Source organism: Leptospira mayottensis 200901116 (assembly GCF_000306675.2).
Taxonomy (GTDB): Bacteria; Spirochaetota; Leptospiria; order Leptospirales; family Leptospiraceae; genus Leptospira; species Leptospira mayottensis.
The window spans coordinates 252,501-271,002 of record NZ_CP024872.1 but is presented as its reverse complement, the minus strand read 5'-3'; the positions used below and the strand labels follow the sequence as shown (position 1 = coordinate 271,002).

At 40.4% G+C, this 18,502-nt stretch carries 20 protein-coding genes and 2 pseudogenes (1 of these 22 running past the window's edge); 11 read left to right on the top strand and 11 right to left on the bottom strand.

The window, feature by feature from the left end; all coding sequences use genetic code 11:
• Positions 1 to 80 precede the first annotated feature (80 nt).
• A pseudogene (locus tag LEP1GSC190_RS20515) lies at positions 81 to 482 on the top strand (WG repeat-containing protein); the annotation flags it as partial.
• A gap of 50 nt (positions 483 to 532) precedes the next feature.
• On the opposite strand, the gene LEP1GSC190_RS18845 reads toward LEP1GSC190_RS20515, so the two are convergent.
• From LEP1GSC190_RS18845 to LEP1GSC190_RS18835, 3 genes are read right to left on the bottom strand one after another with little or no spacing between them, the layout of a single operon-like run.
• Positions 533 to 796, bottom strand: coding sequence for a hypothetical protein (locus tag LEP1GSC190_RS18845; RefSeq protein WP_002749519.1), 264 nt, complete (start codon positions 794 to 796; stop codon positions 533 to 535).
• A complete protein-coding gene (locus tag LEP1GSC190_RS18840) occupies positions 793 to 1,176 on the bottom strand; it encodes an LBF_4227 family protein (RefSeq protein WP_002749234.1) in 384 nt (127 codons plus the stop codon). Before LEP1GSC190_RS18840 ends, LEP1GSC190_RS18845 begins: the two co-directional genes overlap by 4 nt.
• Before the next feature lie 18 nt (positions 1,177 to 1,194).
• Positions 1,195 to 1,473: a DUF883 family protein gene (locus tag LEP1GSC190_RS18835; RefSeq protein WP_002622607.1), complete on the bottom strand. Its 279-nt coding sequence runs from the start codon at positions 1,471 to 1,473 to the stop codon at positions 1,195 to 1,197.
• Between the two features lie 250 nt (positions 1,474 to 1,723).
• On the opposite strand from LEP1GSC190_RS18835, the gene LEP1GSC190_RS18830 reads away from it, so the two are divergent.
• From LEP1GSC190_RS18830 to LEP1GSC190_RS18820, 3 genes and pseudogenes are all read left to right on the top strand, one after another.
• A complete protein-coding gene (locus tag LEP1GSC190_RS18830) occupies positions 1,724 to 2,137 on the top strand; it encodes a hypothetical protein (protein WP_002749244.1) in 414 nt (137 codons plus the stop codon).
• A gap of 169 nt (positions 2,138 to 2,306) precedes the next feature.
• On the top strand, positions 2,307 to 2,606 hold the full coding sequence (locus tag LEP1GSC190_RS18825) for a 4a-hydroxytetrahydrobiopterin dehydratase (RefSeq protein ID WP_002749436.1): 300 nt from the start codon (positions 2,307 to 2,309) through the stop codon (positions 2,604 to 2,606).
• Positions 2,607 to 2,694: 88 nt separating this feature from the next.
• Positions 2,695 to 3,015, top strand: a pseudogene (locus tag LEP1GSC190_RS18820) (hypothetical protein); the annotation flags it as partial.
• Between the two features lie 49 nt (positions 3,016 to 3,064).
• Here the strand turns inward: LEP1GSC190_RS18820 and LEP1GSC190_RS18815 are convergent.
• Positions 3,065 to 3,790, bottom strand: coding sequence for a response regulator transcription factor (locus LEP1GSC190_RS18815; protein ID WP_000849259.1), 726 nt, complete (start codon positions 3,788 to 3,790; stop codon positions 3,065 to 3,067).
• 227 nt (positions 3,791 to 4,017) lie between these two features.
• On the opposite strand from LEP1GSC190_RS18815, the gene LEP1GSC190_RS18810 reads away from it, so the two are divergent.
• Positions 4,018 to 4,425 (top strand): DUF4279 domain-containing protein, encoded by a 408-nt coding sequence (locus LEP1GSC190_RS18810; RefSeq protein ID WP_002749467.1) that lies wholly within the window; start codon positions 4,018 to 4,020, stop codon positions 4,423 to 4,425.
• Positions 4,426 to 4,432: 7 nt separating this feature from the next.
• Here LEP1GSC190_RS18810 and LEP1GSC190_RS18805 read toward each other — a convergent pair whose 3' ends face one another.
• Entirely contained in the window at positions 4,433 to 4,759 is a 327-nt protein-coding gene (locus LEP1GSC190_RS18805) for a hypothetical protein (RefSeq protein ID WP_173380616.1), read from the bottom strand.
• 55 nt (positions 4,760 to 4,814) lie between these two features.
• Between LEP1GSC190_RS18805 and LEP1GSC190_RS18800 the strand changes: the two genes are divergently transcribed.
• From LEP1GSC190_RS18800 to LEP1GSC190_RS18790, 3 genes are all read left to right on the top strand, one after another.
• Positions 4,815 to 5,762, top strand: coding sequence for an amino acid--tRNA ligase-related protein (locus LEP1GSC190_RS18800; protein ID WP_002749211.1), 948 nt, complete (start codon positions 4,815 to 4,817; stop codon positions 5,760 to 5,762).
• Positions 5,763 to 5,822: 60 nt separating this feature from the next.
• The gene (locus tag LEP1GSC190_RS18795) at positions 5,823 to 6,965 is read left to right on the top strand and encodes an OmpA family protein (RefSeq protein WP_002749256.1); all 1,143 of its coding nucleotides are present in this window, start codon (positions 5,823 to 5,825) and stop codon (positions 6,963 to 6,965) included.
• Between the two features lie 127 nt (positions 6,966 to 7,092).
• The gene (locus tag LEP1GSC190_RS18790) at positions 7,093 to 9,366 is read left to right on the top strand and encodes an aconitate hydratase (RefSeq protein WP_002749232.1); all 2,274 of its coding nucleotides are present in this window, start codon (positions 7,093 to 7,095) and stop codon (positions 9,364 to 9,366) included.
• A 146-nt stretch (positions 9,367 to 9,512) separates the two neighbouring features.
• Here the strand turns inward: LEP1GSC190_RS18790 and LEP1GSC190_RS18785 are convergent, their stop codons facing one another.
• Positions 9,513 to 10,220, bottom strand: a complete 708-nt coding sequence (locus LEP1GSC190_RS18785; protein ID WP_002749451.1) for a TetR/AcrR family transcriptional regulator — start codon at positions 10,218 to 10,220, stop codon at positions 9,513 to 9,515.
• A 238-nt stretch (positions 10,221 to 10,458) separates the two neighbouring features.
• The gene (locus LEP1GSC190_RS18780) at positions 10,459 to 11,052 is read right to left on the bottom strand and encodes a lytic transglycosylase domain-containing protein (protein ID WP_002749644.1); all 594 of its coding nucleotides are present in this window, start codon (positions 11,050 to 11,052) and stop codon (positions 10,459 to 10,461) included.
• Positions 11,053 to 11,153: 101 nt separating this feature from the next.
• Here LEP1GSC190_RS18780 and LEP1GSC190_RS18775 point away from each other — a divergent pair, with 101 nt between their 5' ends.
• Together LEP1GSC190_RS18775 and LEP1GSC190_RS18770 are read left to right on the top strand one after the other, a co-directional pair.
• Complete coding sequence (locus LEP1GSC190_RS18775) at positions 11,154 to 13,472, top strand: ATP-binding protein (RefSeq protein ID WP_002749552.1); 2,319 nt, start codon at positions 11,154 to 11,156, stop codon at positions 13,470 to 13,472.
• Entirely contained in the window at positions 13,469 to 14,149 is a 681-nt protein-coding gene (locus LEP1GSC190_RS18770; RefSeq protein ID WP_002749400.1) for an LIC_20245 family lipoprotein, read from the top strand. The genes LEP1GSC190_RS18775 and LEP1GSC190_RS18770 overlap by 4 nt, the downstream gene beginning before the upstream one ends.
• A 65-nt stretch (positions 14,150 to 14,214) precedes the next feature.
• On the opposite strand, the gene LEP1GSC190_RS18765 is transcribed toward LEP1GSC190_RS18770, so the two are convergent.
• The 4 genes from LEP1GSC190_RS18765 to alr are packed head-to-tail and all read right to left on the bottom strand — an operon-like array spanning position 14,215 to position 18,278.
• Positions 14,215 to 15,015 carry a hypothetical protein gene (locus LEP1GSC190_RS18765; protein WP_002749299.1) on the bottom strand — a complete coding sequence of 267 codons (801 nt, stop codon included), beginning with the start codon at positions 15,013 to 15,015 and terminating at the stop codon, positions 14,215 to 14,217.
• Positions 15,012 to 15,923 carry a hypothetical protein gene (locus tag LEP1GSC190_RS18760; RefSeq protein ID WP_002749418.1) on the bottom strand — a complete coding sequence of 304 codons (912 nt, stop codon included), beginning with the start codon at positions 15,921 to 15,923 and terminating at the stop codon, positions 15,012 to 15,014. Before LEP1GSC190_RS18760 ends, LEP1GSC190_RS18765 begins: the two co-directional genes overlap by 4 nt.
• A 19-nt stretch (positions 15,924 to 15,942) precedes the next feature.
• A complete protein-coding gene (locus LEP1GSC190_RS18755; RefSeq protein WP_002749404.1) occupies positions 15,943 to 17,085 on the bottom strand; it encodes a 1-acyl-sn-glycerol-3-phosphate acyltransferase in 1,143 nt (380 codons plus the stop codon).
• A 53-nt stretch (positions 17,086 to 17,138) separates the two neighbouring features.
• Entirely contained in the window at positions 17,139 to 18,278 is a 1,140-nt protein-coding gene (gene alr / locus LEP1GSC190_RS18750) for an alanine racemase (protein ID WP_002749318.1), read from the bottom strand.
• Positions 18,279 to 18,395: 117 nt separating this feature from the next.
• Between alr and LEP1GSC190_RS18745 the strand changes: the two genes are divergently transcribed.
• A protein-coding gene (locus tag LEP1GSC190_RS18745; protein ID WP_036036708.1) for a DUF2505 family protein crosses the window boundary here: on the top strand, positions 18,396 to 18,502 show its 5' portion. Its footprint extends 382 nt past the window's final position; 107 of the gene's 489 nt are visible here — the first part of the coding sequence; it begins with the start codon at positions 18,396 to 18,398; the stop codon falls past the right edge of the window.

Below are 18,502 nucleotides of genomic sequence, written 5' to 3'. Positions count from 1 at the left end.
ACCGATCGATTTTAAATGTTGTCGCCGTTATAGAAATCAAAAAGAAATGCGGATTAAACACTATTTCAAGAGAATTTATTCTCCTTCCGATATACAATCCTGAAGAAGAAATACATTCTCATGTCGGAAACGATTACTCGATGCCGTTTTTGAAGAAGCGTTGGCTTTATCCTGTCGCGTTCTGGGTGTTTAAAAATCAAAAACAAACCTTTTTTATATTTATCAATCTACGTACACGACAACCGTCCATCGGAACTCTTGTTCAAAGTAGGGAAAAATAAATCTAAAACTCTAAACACGGAAAAGTTCATTCTACAAAGAATTTTAAAAGACTATTCCTATTTTTCTCAAATTTTCGGACAAAAGAATGCTCGAAGTTTATGAATACAAATTCAACAAAGTATCTCAGGATGACCTTTTTGAAACTCTGGATCTTTTTATTCACATATCTTAAAGAAAGTTCTAAATCAGAATATATAAAGCGGAAATTTAAACACAAAACGACCGGTCGCAAAGGACAAGGAACGGTCGATTATTCTTCCGGTCGATAAACACTAACGTTATCCGGCACTTTGAGAAAGGATTCTAGGAATTTTCCCATTCCCAACTTGTCGAGAGCATCTACAATCATTCCTGTATAATTGATCGAAGACTGGAATTTTTCGAATTCCAAACGTACTCTAAGTTTCTGAATATGAAGATAGAGTTTTAATTCCTCCAAATTCATGTCGGAAGGATCTTTTCCGAAAAAACGATCACTTCCGTCGAAAGGATTGAGATCTGGAAATTTTTTCATGATCGATCCTTGATCTTAAGGAAAGAGGCGGCGAGCCAAAGAAAGAGGATGGAAAAAAAGAAACTTACTCCGCCGGTGCCAAGACTCGAGAGGAGAAGGTCTCCTCCGGAGATTTTATGAAGGAAAACGAAAAGTGCCCCTAAAAAACCGGCGGAACCGAACGCGAAAAAAAAGAGACCGATCCTTAGAAAAATATAAGCTTGGATTCCCGCTTGAAGTCTTTTCGTTAGGAGTTTTTGCCCGTAAAGAAGAAGGGTTTGGAAGTATTCCAAAATGGAATCGACCAAAGCGAGAAAATGCGATTTAAGATCGTTTCCTTTTTTCGTATATTCGTCGTTATACGATTCCTTTGTCGAATCTGATTTTCTTTTTTTTGCCATTAAAGGTGCTCGCGGTTTTTATTTTCTACGAATTAGCATTCCGACGAGTAATCCGATTCCAAGTCCTACTCCGAGTCCGATCAACGTAGCTTTCTGAGGATTTTCTTTAATATAAACTCCAGTTTGGTCAATAATTTGTTTTGCCCTTTCTGATGTATCGCCGGAGATTTGTTTGATCTTTTCCTTGAGATCGGATACGTGCTCTAAATATTCCTCACGGGCTTTTCCAGTGATTCTTTTTGCTTTATCTTTTAAAGATTCCACTTCTTCGTTAAAATCTTCCGTTTTAGATGTCATGGTTGTTTCCCCTTAATTCTTTTTTCTAAGTTTTACATCGTGGAATCAACTACTTTCGCCGTTTTGGAATCAGGTTTTTCTCTCGAATTTTGAAGTCTAATGAAAAGAATGGTGAAATTTCATTTGAGGAAAAGCGGAATGATTCGGATTTTTCAATTGTATGATGACCGTCTGAAAAATTAGAACGTTTCGATTTTCGATGTAAAATTTTTTTTGCACAAATATTTCATCCTAAAATCAGGAAAAACGTATGAATTGGATTAGTAAGCTGATTCGTCTGAGAAGACGTCAAAAACAAAGAATCTTCAATAAGGCGTACAGGCAGGCCCTGAAGTTGATGAAAAAGGAATTCAAAGCGGAAAGAGAACGCCATCTTCAAGCAGAAAAGGAACTGGAAAAATATTACAGAAAAGACGTGGACACTGAGGCTAAAAAAACCCGGAAGAAAATTCAGGAACTCGACAACTTTAAACTTTTGTTGGAAAGAAGAGAGATGGAATTGGATTCTAAAATCGTGTTTTTAAATGAACAACTCCAAAAGATTGAGGAACTCAAAGCACGAATGGATGGAGCCGTCAATCTCATGGCGCGGGCCGGTTCGCTTTCCAACGGAGCCGTTGACGACGCGGAAAAAATTAAACAAACTCTCAAAAAAGTTTTTTGAATTTTGTCTTACTTAAGATTATAGAATATCATACAGGCATTTTATGAAATGTAATCGTTCCCACATTTCAGGTTTTTGGAACAAGTTCATTTGACCGCGGAGTTTTTTATTATAGCATAGAACAAAAGTTAGACGATAACACCTTATATAATAAGGTGAAGGAGTTTTTATGAGCAACTCGAATAACGCGGACTTGGAACTTTTCAAACAAAAGCTTCCTTCTGGTTGGGAGATCAGGTTTCGAACAGAAATTCCGTTTTTATCTAAGACTTTTATTTTTCCGACTTATTTAAGCGGATTGGAGTTTGTAAATTCGCTTGCACATATCGCTGAAAGATTTGATCATCACCCGGATATTTTTCTCACCTACCGAAAGGTCACCGTGGAAATTTTCACACATTCTAAAAATACAATCACAGATTTAGATCTTCGTTTTGCCGAAGAAGCCGAAACAATCCGCCATGGATAAGAATATTGTAATTTTTGAATGCGATTGAAGTTCATACCTATGACTATCTGAAAAAAGAGTATGACATACCGGATACAACTAAAATAGAGATATTGGAAATTTAAACGAATGGGAGAAAATTTTAGAATCACAAAACAACATTTGGAAACAGTTGTGGATCGGACATCCTTGGATATTTTATAGAAGAGCGAATGGAGTTATAGAAATTTCGGGTTATTCAGAGTCCGATCTTGGCGATTTCAATGATATTCAAGCAAAATTCAAATTACCTGAAAAAGGATTCGTTTTAGAACTAAAAAAGATAAGAGACCAACAAAACGAATTTGAAAATCGAATTTTTAAAATATTAGATAAAATGAAAATTTTCCAAGCAAAAGAAATTTCAAAACTACTGGCGGGAAATAAATAAAAGCCCGGGATGGTCCGGGCTTTTCGGGGGCGAAGTTAAAAAATCAAACCTAATCCGGGATTACGATGTTGTCGTAATTGTCCGTAAATCGATAACCGATTCCCCAGATCGTTTCAATCCATTCGGGTTGAGCCGAATTTTTTTCCAGTTTGGAACGAATTCTTTTTACATGAGAATCAATCATTCTTTCGAAACCGTCCCATTCCATTCCCCAAACCGCTTCCAGAATCATTTCTCTGGAAAAAACTTTTCCGGGCGAAGCGGCCATGAGTTGCAGGATATCGAATTCTTTTCTAGAAATATTTACGATATTGTCTTTAAGAGTAACTCTTCTTCGAACCGGGTCGATTTTCAAAGCGCCTCGAATGATTTCGCCGCTTGCTCCGACGTTCGGTTTAATTCCTGCTTTTTTATCCCATCTACGGAAAAATACGTCTACTCTAGTCTTTAGTTCTCGGACAGAAAAAGGTTTCGTAATGTAATCATCCGCTCCCAATTCAAGTCCCATAATTCTGTCGATCTCTTCGTTTCTTGCCGTTACAATGAAAATGGGAGTATTTTCGTCGTTCCGTCTAACGGTTCTACAAACTTCGATTCCATCTATGTCTGGAAGAGAAAGATCTAAGATAACCATGTCTGGATGATTTGCTTTGTAGAATTTGAGACCTTCTTCTCCGCTCGTTTGCAGAGTGGTCGAGTAGTGCGCCGAATCCAAGGATTTACGGATTAAATTTCCGATGTCCGGATCGTCTTCTATGACTAAAATTGTTTTCATTACCAGGCTCCCGTAAGAGAATTAGAGGGTAAATTTACCTTATCTGCAACAGATAAAACCGATGAAATGTTAATAAAGGAATTTTTTTTATTCGCCATGTTTTTACCGAATTCTCAAGCGATCTTTGATTTTGAATATTCGGGTTACCTTGAATAACAGTGATAAAAACATGGTTTGTGTTAAAATAATATCAAATATCAATTAAGTTCGGAAGTATGTAAAAAACTATGAGTAATTCGTTATCTTATCCACTCACTTGGGTGATCCTTTCTGTAAACGAAGATGGTCTCGACTCAGAGTCCGTTACTCGTGAGTTGGATCTCAACCCTGATTTCAGTACTCCGATATCCGCCACAGATAAGGAGGGAAAACCTCTCGGCTTCGGTCACTGGCAACTTCATTCGACCTTGGGCGCGCAGGCTTCTTTGGAAGATCATATCCTTCAGATCTTAGAAAAAGTGGCGCCTTATCGCCACAAGGTGAAGGAGTTTGCGGCGAAACATTCTCTCTGTATGTATGTTTCTGTGGAATTTTCGGATTCCACTCGACAAGAGACAGAAATTCCTTCTCGTCTTCTTTTGCTTTTGGGTAACTTAGGGATAAAGCTGGTCTTTCAACCTTGGAAGAGGGATTAAGAGGCGATCATAAAATTAAGACGACTCTATCCATTCGATAAAACCGAATCAGTTTTTTAAATGAAGCGCTTGCTCCCTCGATGACAAGGGTTCGGTTTTTAAGCCTCAGATCGAATCCAAAAGAAAGAAGTTTCATTGCCACGGGAAGCGGCAAAATCTTGACTCTGCTCAGATTGATTTTCACATGAATATTAAACTGATAAAATACGAGAGCGAGTACAGATTTCAATTCCTCAAAGGTGTTCTCGTCAAAAGAAACAACCAGTGGAATCACTTCCGTAGACTGACGGTTTCTTCGAATCTCGAAACGTTCGTATTTCTGAACCGGATTCACAAGGTTCATATCGTTTGCGTTTTTAAAAACAATCAAGAGGAAAACAATAAGTCTGATGAATGAATTGAGTAGGGAAGTTCTTGTCAAACGGGCGCAATTCTTGTCCGTTCTACGGAAATTTTTTGAGAAAAGAAATTATTTAGAAATGGATACTCCCTGTCTCAAAGCTGTCCCTTCGATGGAACCGTATTTGGATCCTTTTTTAGTCCATTCTCCCTCAAGAAAAGAAAGAGGGTATTTGATCACGTCTCCCGAATATTCTCTCAAGGAGATTCTTTCCAAGGGTTTGGAAAAGATTTATGAAATTACACATACGTTTCGTTCCGGCGAGGAAGGAAGTCCGTTTCACAGCGCAGAATTTTTGATGCTCGAATTTTATACCGTTGGAATCTCTCTCGAAGATCTGATGGATGTTTGTACGGAACTTTTGGAAGTTTTGGATCATGAATTTCAAGCTTTCGGTTTCGATCGAAACAAGGTTCGAAGAATATCCGTAGAAGAGTCCCTTAGGAAATACGCTCTTTGCGGAATTTCCAAATCGGAACTCGACCGAGTGATTTTTGAACGCGGGTTGAGCGAAATCCCGGCCGAAAAAAGAACTTACGAAGATTCGTTTTTTATTGTATTCTTAAACCTTGTGGAGGTACATCTGCCGAAAGAGTTTGTATTTTTATACGATTACCCTCCGGAATTGGCGGCGCTTTCCAAAATTGAGTCCGGTTTCGCAAAACGTTTCGAATTCTATTACGGAAGTCTGGAATTGGGTAACGCATTTGCAGAGTTAACCGATCCGATCGAACAGATTTCCCGGTTTCGTCGTGAACAAGATCTAAGAAAAAATTTGAGTAAAGAGGTGTTTTCTGTCGATTCCGGTTTCGAGCGCGCACTTCAAGAAGGAATTCCGGATTCTTGCGGAATTTCAATCGGTTTGGACCGACTTCTTCTTTGTATTCTTGGCGGACGTTCTCTGAGGGAAATTAGTCCGTATTACGGAAAGTTCTGAGTTTCAGTGTCAATTTTCGAACGATTCGAACCGAATTTATAAAAGGAGATAAAACTTTGGTTGCACGGAACCAATTCTTCTCTCAATCTTGATGCGGCGGAAATCATGGCGAGAAAGACAAACTATTACGTTACTATCAAAGGTAGAAAATACGATCGTGAGCTGATCAAACTTGCGGAAGGATTTACTTCCGGTAAACGTAATGCTAAGATTTCGGTTAACAATGCAAAGCAACTTTTAAAAGCGGTCAAAGATAATGACAGTTATACGGACATCGCAAAACATACAATCGAATATATCCGCGAAAATTATAAATTCACTGAAAAGTCGGACGAATGGTTTCGCACGGAAATCCGCAAATGGGCTACTGAAAAAGTCCAAGAAACAAAAAAGGAGGAAGCCGAGGAATCGATCGTGGTTGACGAGGAAGAGGCTCCGAACGAGAATTTTCCTTCAAGTTGGGAAGAGGACAAAAGCGACGACATTTCTGAAATTCCGACCAAAGATTATACGAATTACATTCCTACTCCTTCCGCAAAACCGCATCTGAAAAAGAACAAAACCGTTCCGATTCTGATCTTTCTAACTGGTCTTCTTGTTCTTACCGGATTGATTTATTTTTTCTGGACCTTATTCTCCTCTGAAAACGAGGATCGTTCCAAAGAATTGGGTAAAACAAAAACGAACTCCGCGATCGTAAAAGGTAAGGAGAAGTCTTCTCTTCCTTCTAAAGCGAAAGAAACTGTAATGGAACCGAATTCTGAAAAGTTGGAAACCGTAAAAAGCACGATCTCTAAAGTGGAACCGAAGTTTTCCTGGTTTGAAAAAGAACACTCGGAGGAATTATCTTCCAATCCTAAATTTAGAGAGATCGAATCCAAAGTGATTCACTTTGAGAAAAACAGCATTCAAATTCGTAAAGAGGCGAGACCAGGTCTCAACCGACTTTCTCGTTGGATGAAAGAGGACTCTTCCATTCGAGTTAAAATCATCGGTCACACTTCTTTGGAAGGAACGGAGGCGGCCAACCAAAGGGTTTCTCTTCTTCGTGCTGAAACGGTTCGGGATTATCTTGCGGGTAACGGAATTTCCAAGGATCGTTTTGAAGTTATTCCCAAAGGTGCGAGTGTTCCGATCGGCGACAACTCCAAGGAAGAGGGAAAGGAAATGAACCGGCGCGTAGAACTTAGAATTCGTAACTGAATTAAAAAATCCTATACAAACTAAATGCTTGCAACAGCATGATTTTATAACTTGTCCTATTCTTTCGATGAACTGGAAGGACAACTCGTATAAGGACAGGTTCACTCATCATCTACGGAGAAAGACAATGGCATTCGATATAGAAATGATTCGCGCCCGATATGCTAAGATCGGGGATCTAGTTACAAAAGCGAGAAACGTCGTTGGAAGACCTCTTACCCTTACCGAAAAGATTCTTTATTCCCACCTTTGGGAAGGTGAACCTAAAGCAGGTTATGAAAAAGGAAAGTCATACGTAGACTTTGCACCAGACAGAGTCGCAATGCAGGACGCTACGGCTCAGATGGCTCTCTTGCAGTTTATGTCTGCGGGCAGAAACAAAGTTGCGGTTCCATCCACTGTTCACTGTGACCACTTGATTCAAGCAAAAGATGGTGCCGTCGAGGATTTAAAAACTGCTAATACGATAAATAAAGAAGTTTATGACTTTCTTTCCTCCGTTTCCAACAAATATGGAATCGGTTTTTGGAAACCCGGTGCGGGTATCATTCACCAAGTGGTTTTGGAGAATTATGCATTTCCTGGCGGGATGATGATTGGAACCGACTCTCACACTGTGAATGCAGGGGGATTGGGTATGATCGCGATCGGTGTAGGCGGGGCCGATGCCGTGGATGTTATGGCTGGCATGGCCTGGGAATTAAAATTTCCGAAACTTATCGGTGTAAAACTCACTGGAAAACTTTCCGGCTGGGCTTCTGCAAAAGACATCATCTTGAAAGTTGCAGGAATTCTTACCGTTAAAGGTGGGACCGGTGCGATCGTAGAATACTTCGGAGAGGGCGCAGATAGTCTTTCCTGTACGGGTAAGGGAACAATCTGCAATATGGGCGCGGAGATCGGAGCCACAACTTCCGTGTTCGGTTACGATCGGAACATGAGAGAATATCTCTTAAAAACGAATCGTAAAGATGTTGCGGAACTGGCAGATAAAATCGTAGAACATTTAAACGGGGACAAAGAGGTATATGCGGATCCCGCGAAATACTTCGATCAGTTGATTGAGATCAATCTTTCAGAACTTGAACCCTATATCAACGGACCTTTTACTCCGGATTTAGCGACTCCTCTTTCTAAATTCAAGGAAGCGGTTCAACAGAACGGTTGGCCGACGAACTTGGAAGTGGGACTTATTGGTTCCTGCACAAACTCTTCGTACGAAGATATTACCCGCGCGGCTTCCGTTGCAAGGCAAGCGGCGGAAAAAAATCTGGAAGTCAAGGCGGAATACACTGTGACTCCGGGCTCCGAAATGATCCGTTATACGATTGAAAGAGATGGGCTGATCAAAACCTTTTCCGATATCGGCGGAGTGGTTCTTGCAAACGCCTGCGGACCTTGTATCGGTCAGTGGAGTCGTCATACAAAAGATCCAGAAAGAAAGAATTCCATTATCACTTCGTTTAACAGAAATTTTGCGAAACGTAACGACGGCCTTGCGGGAACTCACGCTTTTGTTGCGTCGCCCGAAATTGTGACCGCGTTTGCGATTGCCGGAACGTTAGATTTTAATCCGATTACGGATTCCCTGAAAAGTAAAGATGGAAAAGAAGTAAAGCTCGATCCTCCGACGGGTCTTGATTTTCCTCCGAAAGGTTTTGACGTAAAAGACGCGGGTTTTATTGCTCCTGCTGCGGACGGGTCGAAAGTAAATGTCGTGGTCGATCGCCAATCGGATCGTCTTCAATTGCTTTCACCATTTGCTCCTTGGGAAAAAACGGATTTAAAAGGTTTAAAATTACTCATCAAAGCGAAAGGGAAGTGTACTACCGATCATATTTCTATGGCGGGACCCTGGTTGAAATACAGAGGTCACTTGGATAATATTTCCAATAACCTTTTGATCGGAGCCGTAAATGCTTTTAACGATAAGACCAATGAGGTGAAAAATCAACTTTCTGGAACTTACGAACCCGTTCCTCAAACCGCAAGAGCATACAAAGCGAAAGGAATCGGTTCCATAGTTGTAGGAGATGAGAATTACGGGGAGGGCTCTTCGAGAGAGCACGCGGCGATGGAACCAAGACATCTTGGAGTCAGAGCGGTTCTCGTAAAATCTTTTGCAAGAATTCACGAGACAAACCTGAAAAAACAGGGAATGCTTGCCCTTACGTTTGCAGACAAAGCCGACTATGACAAAATCCAAGAAGAAGATTCTATCGACATTCTCGGTTTGACCTCGTTTCAAGAAGGGACTCCTTTGACTCTTGTATTGCATCACAAAGACGGCTCTTCCCAAGAGATTAAAGTAAATCATACATTCAACACCCAACAGATCGCTTGGTTCAAAGCAGGCAGCGCGCTCAACTTAATCAGCGAGGAGCAAAAGAAAAGAGGTTAATTCGTTTTAGATGTTGGCAGATAGGTTTTATATGCGTTATGCTAATCGCTAACGTATCATCATCTTGTCTGTGAACTGTTCAGTTTTTGGAGTAGTTCAACTTTTCTCGCACTCTAAAAGTGTGAGAAAAGTCCGACGTAAAAAATTTACTTCGATTTTTTCTTGGTTGGTCCGGGTTCTAAACCTTTTCGAAAAATTCTCGCCACTTCTTTGATCGTAGCTTGGATTTCTGAGGGAGGAATTTTATAAACGCATTGACCCATAAATCCGAGTGCGAACGCAAACGATGAAATCGCATAAGCGGCTGATTTTAAATCTGCTTTCGGATTGATCTTTCCCGCTTTTTTAAACTTTTCCAGTTCTGCGATAAATTCGGGAAGTGCTTTCGTATAAATTTTCTTTTGAATGATTTGACTGACTTCGGGATCCAAGATGATCTGACTCACCGCAACTTTCATAAAGTCCTCGGCATCTTTAAAATCCTTACATTTGCCCGATATCAAGTAGCAAATACTTGCTTCAAGGTCTTGGTAGTTTTTCGAAGTTTTGTAGACGCGGGAGGAGAGAGAGTTTTCTTGTTTGATATCTTCGCTTCGAGTGAGAATGGCTTCCAGAAGACCTTTTTTATTTCCGAAATATCTGAAGATCAATGCCTCGTTTGCGTTTGCGAGTTTGGCTATGTCTTTCGTATTGGCGGCGTCATAACCTTTCTTTGCGAAAACTTGAATCGCTGCTAAAAGAATAGACGTTTCTGTCGCGGCACGATTTCTTTTGCGAATCGTTACTTCAGAGACAAAATTGTCCTTCATTTGATGAGTATGCGGATTATTTGACTTTGATCGGCTCGATTTCATTTCGATCCCAATGAAAGTCAAGATGAGACTAAGTGTCACTCACTATTTCAAAAGAGATATGTTTCTCTTAACTTGACTGATGGAAATGAAAGATAACGTTCAAAGAGGTCGTTTCGTTTTGGCTACGTTGTGCCCTCTTTTTGCAATAAATCGAGAGTTGATTCCATAGAAAGTGAAAATGATCGTATTCGTTTTTCCTATTATTTTCGAGTAGTTGATAAAGGATCGGATTAGAGGGTCATTCGGAAAAATCACTGTAGAATTTTTTAACTTTTTCAACGTACTTTTTTGTTTCCTTGTAAGGTGGAATACCTCCGTAATGATCTACGGCTTTGGGGCCTGCGTTGTAGGCTGCGAGTGCGTGATCTAAATTTCTATATTTGTTCAGGAGGTCACTTAAGAGTTTCGTTCCTCCAGCAACATTTTCCGCCGGATCGGAAGGGTCGTCGACTCCTAACAGGTTAGCCGTGGACGGCATGAGTTGCATGAGACCGATCGCACCTTTCGGAGAAATCGCGTCGGTTTTAAAACCGGATTCGGCTTTAATAACACTTTGAACGAGAGAAGGATCGAGATGATTTTTTTCGGATTCTTTACGGATAATTTCGGCCAGAGTAGGTTCGATGCCTTCCCAGTTGCCACGGGAATCTCTTCTCCAAGATTCCATTTGGGGATTCGAAGCGGATTTTTCACCTTCTGTTTTCAAAATAGAATCGAATGGCTCCTGCCGGTTTTGAACCGGAGTTTCTTTCACGAACCGGTTTTGTAGACTTTCAATATCTCGAATTCGATTTAAAATCCTTTGTACAGTAGGAAGCTCTTCGATCCTCATATTATGTCTCTCGGAAAGTTTTCCTGAAAGGACGATCTTTTTTTATCTTTTTGAGGAATTTTCAAGGGGGTTCTTGATAAATCTATACTGTTTGTGAAATATTGTCTTCTGTGATCGAAATTGCTATCACATCCAGAATCTCTGCGTTCCCGATTTTATACGCTAAGTCACGGGGCTTTTTTGAAAAAGAGGGAATTCAAGTACAAATTCGAGTCTTGGAAAACTACGACGCGATTCTTGCGTTTTTAAGTTCCGGAAAGATAGAAGTCGGGGAAATACCGTTTACGACTTGGTTAGATTTACATTTAAAAAAGGCCGTACCAAACAAGTCTATTTTTCGGGGGATGATTCTTTCAAGAATGATCCACTCGTTTTATTCCAGATACAATTCCAGTATGGATTCGATTCTGGAAGGGACTCCGTATCTGATACCGGTCCTACAGAATACATCCATCGATAAGTTATTGGCCCAAGAGTTTATGAGGTCCAGCCGCTTTCGTAAAAAAATTTCCTATACCTTCGTGTATTCTAGATCCTATCTATTGGAGTATGAATTTGCACAGACCACAACTCTCGGACTAGTCGGATCGGTTCAAGAGTCTCACTTTTTAAATAACGGATTCAGAATTTCGGAAGGACGGGATTTACCTCCGTATCGACTTCCGGTTAACATGCTCGCGTTTAATGGTAGATTTGCAAAGACCTATCCGGATCGAATTAATAAACTTCAGAACGCTTTGTTCCGCGCGATTCAATCCTTGATTGAAAATACGAGTGATACTACAGAGCATGTGATTCAGGAAAACGTTCCGGAGTTCAAGATAGAGCCGGAACAACTACATTACTTTTACAAACAACCTTCGCAGGATCTACAGGAGATCCTTTCTCCCGTTGCCGCTTTGGAGGAATTGGAATACTTAGGAAGAATTTACTGGAGATCCATAAAACATCTAACCGATCCTCCTCCGGTTCTTTTGGAAGCTCTCGACTTGGCTGCAAAGGATCCGGTTCCGATTTATCCTGCCGCCTTGAGAACCAAAAAAACCCTTCTTATGGAAGAGCAGTTTAACCGTGAGGATGAATCCAATCGCCTGTTGGAAATGACGGGAGACCGAAGAGAACTCGGGGATTTGGTTTCCGACGTTCACAATCTCGTTTTGAACATTTATAATTCCAAAAAAGGTGTACGATTACCGGTATTACCTCTTAAAGGGACCGCGTCCGCGATCAGAACAGGTATCAACTCCATATTGGATTTTTTATTTCAAGAAATCCGTACTCAAGAAATTAAAGCATTCGCAATCGATAATGTTCTAATGATGCAGGGGCTTGAGATGGATAAGAGGAATATGGAGCTCCAGTTTTCGGATGATCGATTCAATTATCTCTTCGAGTTTTCCCCGATTCCAGTGATTTTGTTAGATTCCGTGTCGGGTGCATTGATCGCGGGAAATTATAATTTTCGAAGTCTTACTGGATATAGTAAGGATAACATCCACAATTTAAGACTGGAGGATTTGTTTCCCGGTTTGGAGGAAATGGGCGATTGGTCCTCTCCGACAAGATCTCCGGAGACGATGCTTCGTGTGGATCAAGCGAAGATGAAGTTGAGAGACAAGTCCGAAATGGATGTTTCTCTCAGTATCACTGCGTTGTTCGAAAGGGCTAGAAAAATCTATCAGGTTCATATCTTGTATGATACTGAGAAAAAGGAAACGGAACGAGCCAAGCACGAATTTATTTCGAATATCAGCCACGAGTTACGTTCTCCTATGACGAATATTCAGGGCTATTTCGAACTTCTGAGAGTGGAAATCAATACTTTGTTATCTAAGGATCAAAGTGGGATGTTGGATGTGATTGAAAAGAATATAAAACGTCTTAATCATCTCATTGAAAATCTCTTAAAATTCGAGGAAGTTCAGGGAGAAGACAATTCCGGTCTTGTTGAAAACTTCGATCCCGCTTTGGTCATTGAAGAGGTAGTTTATTCAAACGAACCTTCCGCAAAAGAAAAAGGATTGGGTGTAGAGCTAAGTTTGATCAAAAAGTTGAAAGTACGCGGGATCCGTTTCGAATTTTCTCAGGTGATAACGAACCTTTTCGTAAATGCGATCAAGTATACGGAAAAGGGAAAAATCGAGATGACGATGGCCGAGTTCGGTGGAGAGAGGGTAGAAATCAACATCAAAGACACAGGAGTTGGGATCGATCCGAAGTATGTCGAAAAGGTATTCGAACGATTTTTCCGAGTTCCAAATGATCGAAACAAAAGAGTCGGAGGTACCGGATTGGGGCTTCCGATTTCCAGAACCATTCTCCACAAAATGAACGGGGAAATTACTCTTGAATCCAGAGTAGGAGGAGGAAGTAGTTTCAAAATTTCCCTCCCGTTACAACCATCGTCGGCTTCCAAATGAATAGAAAAATAATATATTCAATTATCATAATTTTCTTAATTTTTTCGGTTTATCTCTTTTTTTTCAATGAAGAAAATCCTGTCGTAAAAGATTCTCCTGAGGATGAAAAACTAAAAAGTGGACTCAGCCGAAGTACGGTAATGAGGCAAGAAGATTCCCTCTTTGAATCCGGAAATTTCTTGGATTTTTCCGGATCAGAGGAATCGGAAAAATTGGCTGTTTCAAACGGAGATATCACTTCTATCGACGATGAGGTTCCGACAGCGGGCGGATATTCGAGTTTATCTTTTGAAGAAAAAGAAAAAATTCGAAAAGAAGTAATTCAAAAGGTCAAACCTCTCGCGGAACGTTTCCCTGATAATACTCTGATTCCTAGAGAGTTAACCGAAGAACAGGAGGAAAAGCGGAAAAAAGACGAAGAGAAACTGGATAAAATTCGCGGGGTTTTGTTGGAAGGAGGGGAAGTCGCCAAGTCTGAGATGGAATTTTATCTGGATTCTAAGATCAAAAAGTCGAATGATATGACTGAAATTTTGGAATACAGTATGAAATTTTTCAAGGATTCCGGCAAATCTTATCCGGACACTTCTATGAAAATCATCGAAGATCGTCTACAATCTCTTCGGGAAAGTAAAGACGAGTTGTTAAATGCAAAGAAGAATTTGGAATCAAATTGATCGCTTTTGTTTGTGTGGATTGAGTCGTCGACTTTTTACGTTTCGAAAATACCGAAGGAAAAATTCTAAATTCTTTTCATCCTTGATTTCGATTTTTGTTTAGTGTTGGTTTTCTTTTTCGATTTTGTCTTTTGAAACGTTTTTTTCGGGACGGCTTGTTGTTTTTTCTCAGAGGCAAGTCTTGGAAGTTTCATCCCGGAAATAGTATATGCAAGTTCGATCAATTCCTCTATACCGAGAACTTCTATGATATGAATGTTTTTCTTAAAACCCAGAGTCCTTAAAAAAACCAAAAGATTTTGGACTCCAAAGGCTTCGATCAGTTTTGGAATATCTCCGATTCCTCTTTTACGAATCCAGATTCCGGATTGTTCCGGGGTCAATTCTTGAACGATCGGAATCAATTGAATGGGGGGAATTCTCAAAGAAAGTTCTATGAAGTTCTGAATTCCCACTTCGTTTAACAATGCGATGGATTTTTGAGTTCCTATATTTTTTAGAAGTTCCGCGGCTGATTCTTTACCGGTTTTAAGAGACATTTCTGCAATGTCCATGGCTGGAATCGACGTGGATAAAAGAATAAGATCGTCCATTGGAATGGTATTTGCAAAATACGTAATGTTTTGGGGCGGGACCGTCGAAAGAAGTGCTACCAAGGTCTTTTCCGGAATGCGATTCAAGAATTCGACGATCGTTTTTTCGTCCAGGTTCTGACTGATGTATAGGAGCGTTTTATGGTCCACTTTTTCGGAGAGGGAATAGAGCTTCTCATAACCGAGCGAACGAAACAACTGGAAAGATTTTCCAGTACCTAGTTTATCCAGATATTCTAAAGCTTTTCCGATCTGGTTGATCACTTTCTTCATGCAAGCATATCCTCCAGAAGTCCGGCTACGAGTTCAGTCAATGGTTTTTGTTTGTGAATAGCAAGGATGTTTTCAGCGGTTGTTTTGGAAACGGAATCCCTGAAACGAATATATTCCTTGTCGGAATAATCTAGAAATTCTTTCAAAGTTTCTCCTCTGTATTCGTTTAGGACTGCGTCTCTGAGATTCTCGTAGAATTTTTCTATATTCTTTTCGAGAAGGGGATCACTAGAAACCGCTTTCCGTAATTTTTCAAGATGTTTTCTGAAATCGGCGGATTCCAAATGACCCAGATCGGAAAATCCGGTTTGGAAAAAAATTTTCAACGTGTTGGAAATAAGAATTTTACCGGCTTCGCTTTCGGAAGAATTATGCAACATTTCCGCAATCTTTTCCGTAAAGCTAGGCAGTAAGGTTGTAAGAAACCCAGAAATTTGTTTTTCGAAACCCGCCGCTTGAAACACACCCGCAAAAGGATTGAGCCTTTTATTAAATTCCACTAATATCTTTTCAAGACCTAACGAGAACATCTCTTGGATCGGCGATTGACCGAGGATCTTCATCAGGAAAAATTTGGATGGGGCAGCTACGGTTCCGGTGGCGAATTCCAAAATTGCTTCCTGCGTTTCCTGGCTCATCGTTTCGGATACCGAGTTGAAAGGAAGAGCCGTTTGGATGTTGACCCCTTGCAGGATGATTTTCATTTTATCTTCCGGAATTCGAAGTCCAGCAACGGGCTCCAAAGACAAGGAAATTTTTTCTGGCATTAATTCTTTGAGAGTGGAATCAAAGAAGGTGTCCAAAACTCGATTGATACTTTTCTGAACTTTCTTGGGATTTTCGACCCAGGCTTTTGCTGCAGACCGGTATTTTTTTTTCGGAAAGAATAAGCGTTTCCAAAATCCCATTTCGATTCGTGTTCCTCGATTAAGTTAAAGAAAGAAGAATCTTGTCCAACTCCGGTTTATGGTAGGTGAGTTGATTCGCGTGATACAAAAATTCGTTTTTCTTTCTAAGGTTTCTCGTGTCTCCGTCCTTATAAAGAAGTTTTTCGGTTCCGAATACTTCTCCATTCCCGTCGAGTTTTAGAAGTTTATTTTCCAGACCTTTGTTTAATATATGTTGAAAGGTTTCTTCTAAATGAGAGCTGAACAATTTTCCGGAAACATAGATTTTTTTTCCCTTCTTTTTTATCTCGTCTGCAAAGTTTTGTAAACGTTTGAAAAGTATTTCCTTACCGACCGTAGTTTCGGTTCCCAGTCGCATTAAAATCATCGAAAGAAGATTTCCGGAGGTCACCACATAATTCTTGCCTAATTTTTCTTTTACAATGTTCGTTACTTCGTCGTTGCTTGCGTTTTCGGAAATGTCGAAAGTTTCCCCGTAGGCGATATGAAGTTGGGTCTTTTTTGCAGAAATATAATCGTATGTAAGGGTAAAAGAAATAAAATGAATGTCTTTGATCTTCGTGCGGATGAAGTAAACACCTCTCTTGATTTGATTCAGATAACCATCTTGATTGAATGTTCCTTCCGGGAATAGAAACAGGTTTCTTCCAGAAGTCACTTTCTCGACTAAAACGTTCCATTCCTGATCGACCATGTTCCTCAATTCTCCACTTTTTAAGAGTTCTCTTGCATTATCGCGAAACGGACGTTTAACGGGAAAACATCCGATGTATCTTAATAATACCGGTATCAGGTTTGTTTTGTCTATCAGTCCGAAGATAAGTCTTAAAGTTCCTTTAGGCCGAAATTCTTTGACTAAAAAATTTTTTTTTAAAATATCCTCTCTCGCCGGGATCGCAAACTTAATTTTGGGTTGAATCGCTCTGTAAATTACGGAGAGTGCGGGAACGTCTCCTTCCTCTACGTGATTTCCTATAATAACGGTAGGATAATACGCATTTAAGACCTGGTCGCGATTGTTTTCCGAAAAATATTCGTCGATGGAATCAAATAAGATTCCTCTGGTTTTATATACGAGACCGATTAGTCGATCGTAGGTTTTTGTAGAATAAACGATTTGAGTTGTATTTGGATCTTTGGGAATAGCGGAGGTCTCTTGCATGCGGCCCTTGGGATTGTTTTCGAATACAGGTTACGCTAAGGAAGGAAGAGTTTCTAGTCTACCACAATCCTACAAATGGATTCGCTGATTCTCGTTGTGATTTCGTAGTTGATCGTATGAGTTCGATCCGCAATATCGTCCGCCGTGATTAGTTCTTCTCCGTCTTGGCCAATGACCGTGACGATGCTCCCCACATCCGCTCCGGGGATATGTGTAACGTCCAACATCGTCATATTCATACAGATTCGACCGATGATTCTCGCTCTTTTGCCGAGAATCAACATGTCTCCGTTACTCGAAAGTTTTCGATCGAGTCCTTCGTAATAACCGATCGGAACAATCGCTACTTTCGTAGGATACGAGGTTTGAAAGGTGGAACCGTAACCGATATAACTGTTGGCGGGATGATTTTGGATGTGAACGATACGGGTTTTCCAGGAAAGGATCGGACTCAGTCGGAAATTTTTATTTCCGTTGAGGTTTAAGGAAAGTCTGGTTTGTATGCTCGGCCAGAGCCCGTATAAGGAAATTCCCACTCTAACCATTTCGTAGTGGGCGTAGGAGAACAGCATTGCGGAAGCGGAGGCACACATATGTCGGATTAAATTTTTGTAACCGAAGGACTCCGCGAGTAAAACCGCTTTCTCGAACTTTTGAATCTGCATTAGGGAATACTTATGTTCTAAAACGTCTTCTGTGCTTGCAAAATGAGTGCAGATTCCGTCGAGAGCAATGCCAGCTTTTTTCAATTCCCCTAATGTGTATTTTAAGGTTTCTCCGTGATTTCCTAATCTTCCCATTCCCGTATCGATCTTGAGATGGAGTTTTGGAGAGGGGTTCAATGAGGAAAAAATTCGAGCCGTTTCCGGTCTTGAGAATATGATCCAGAAATTGGGATCGGATAGAGCTTCTTTCTGTTGTTCCGGGTTCTGAATTTCTCCCATGATTAGGATTGGAATTTTCGGATCGATCTTTCTGATACTCTGGGCTTCTTCGATTGAGTTGACTCCAATGCGTGAAACACCTTCTTCGATGCAGAGTTTAGCCATCAGATCCGTTCCGTGACCGTATGCGTTCGATTTTAAGATTGCGGTAAGAATAGAACCCGGGCGTAAAATGGAACGAAAACTATTCAGATTATTACTCAGAGAACGTTTTGAGATTTCGATCCAGGAAGAGGCAGTTTCTTTCATCGAATTTCAGCCAAAGACTTTCCTACCAGAATTAATGTCTTGCAAATTCTTCCTATAGTTTTTTATTTACTGGATTGGAAAATCGGATGTTTTGAAAAAAATGTGCGAGAGGCCCGGATGAAATATAAGATAGTTCAACAATTTCCCGTCCCATTGAAGGACCTTTTAAAAGCAAGGGAAGATCGTTATAAATATTTGGATAAATTTCCAGAGTTGAAAAATGT

What these genes read in the sequence shown, in the direction of transcription:
- LEP1GSC190_RS18760 (WP_002749418.1), bottom strand. Translation starts at nt 15,923, where the DNA reads ATGGGATTTTGGAAACGCTTATTCTTTCCGAAAAAAAAATACCGGTCT.
- LEP1GSC190_RS18845 (WP_002749519.1), bottom strand. Translation starts at nt 796, where the DNA reads ATGAAAAAATTTCCAGATCTCAATCCTTTCGACGGAAGTGATCGTTTT.
- LEP1GSC190_RS18770 (WP_002749400.1), top strand. Translation starts at nt 13,469, where the DNA reads ATGAATAGAAAAATAATATATTCAATTATCATAATTTTCTTAATTTTT.
- LEP1GSC190_RS18785 (WP_002749451.1), bottom strand. Translation starts at nt 10,220, where the DNA reads ATGAAATCGAGCCGATCAAAGTCAAATAATCCGCATACTCATCAAATG.
- LEP1GSC190_RS18755 (WP_002749404.1), bottom strand. Translation starts at nt 17,085, where the DNA reads ATGCAAGAGACCTCCGCTATTCCCAAAGATCCAAATACAACTCAAATC.
- LEP1GSC190_RS18800 (WP_002749211.1), top strand. Translation starts at nt 4,815, where the DNA reads ATGAATGAATTGAGTAGGGAAGTTCTTGTCAAACGGGCGCAATTCTTG.
- LEP1GSC190_RS18815 (WP_000849259.1), bottom strand. Translation starts at nt 3,790, where the DNA reads ATGAAAACAATTTTAGTCATAGAAGACGATCCGGACATCGGAAATTTA.
- LEP1GSC190_RS18830 (WP_002749244.1), top strand. Translation starts at nt 1,724, where the DNA reads ATGAATTGGATTAGTAAGCTGATTCGTCTGAGAAGACGTCAAAAACAA.
- LEP1GSC190_RS18780 (WP_002749644.1), bottom strand. Translation starts at nt 11,052, where the DNA reads ATGAGGATCGAAGAGCTTCCTACTGTACAAAGGATTTTAAATCGAATT.
- alr (WP_002749318.1), bottom strand. Translation starts at nt 18,278, where the DNA reads ATGAAAGAAACTGCCTCTTCCTGGATCGAAATCTCAAAACGTTCTCTG.
- LEP1GSC190_RS18765 (WP_002749299.1), bottom strand. Translation starts at nt 15,015, where the DNA reads ATGAAGAAAGTGATCAACCAGATCGGAAAAGCTTTAGAATATCTGGAT.
- LEP1GSC190_RS18840 (WP_002749234.1), bottom strand. Translation starts at nt 1,176, where the DNA reads ATGGCAAAAAAAAGAAAATCAGATTCGACAAAGGAATCGTATAACGAC.
- LEP1GSC190_RS18790 (WP_002749232.1), top strand. Translation starts at nt 7,093, where the DNA reads ATGGCATTCGATATAGAAATGATTCGCGCCCGATATGCTAAGATCGGG.
- LEP1GSC190_RS18835 (WP_002622607.1), bottom strand. Translation starts at nt 1,473, where the DNA reads ATGACATCTAAAACGGAAGATTTTAACGAAGAAGTGGAATCTTTAAAA.
- LEP1GSC190_RS18825 (WP_002749436.1), top strand. Translation starts at nt 2,307, where the DNA reads ATGAGCAACTCGAATAACGCGGACTTGGAACTTTTCAAACAAAAGCTT.
- LEP1GSC190_RS18810 (WP_002749467.1), top strand. Translation starts at nt 4,018, where the DNA reads ATGAGTAATTCGTTATCTTATCCACTCACTTGGGTGATCCTTTCTGTA.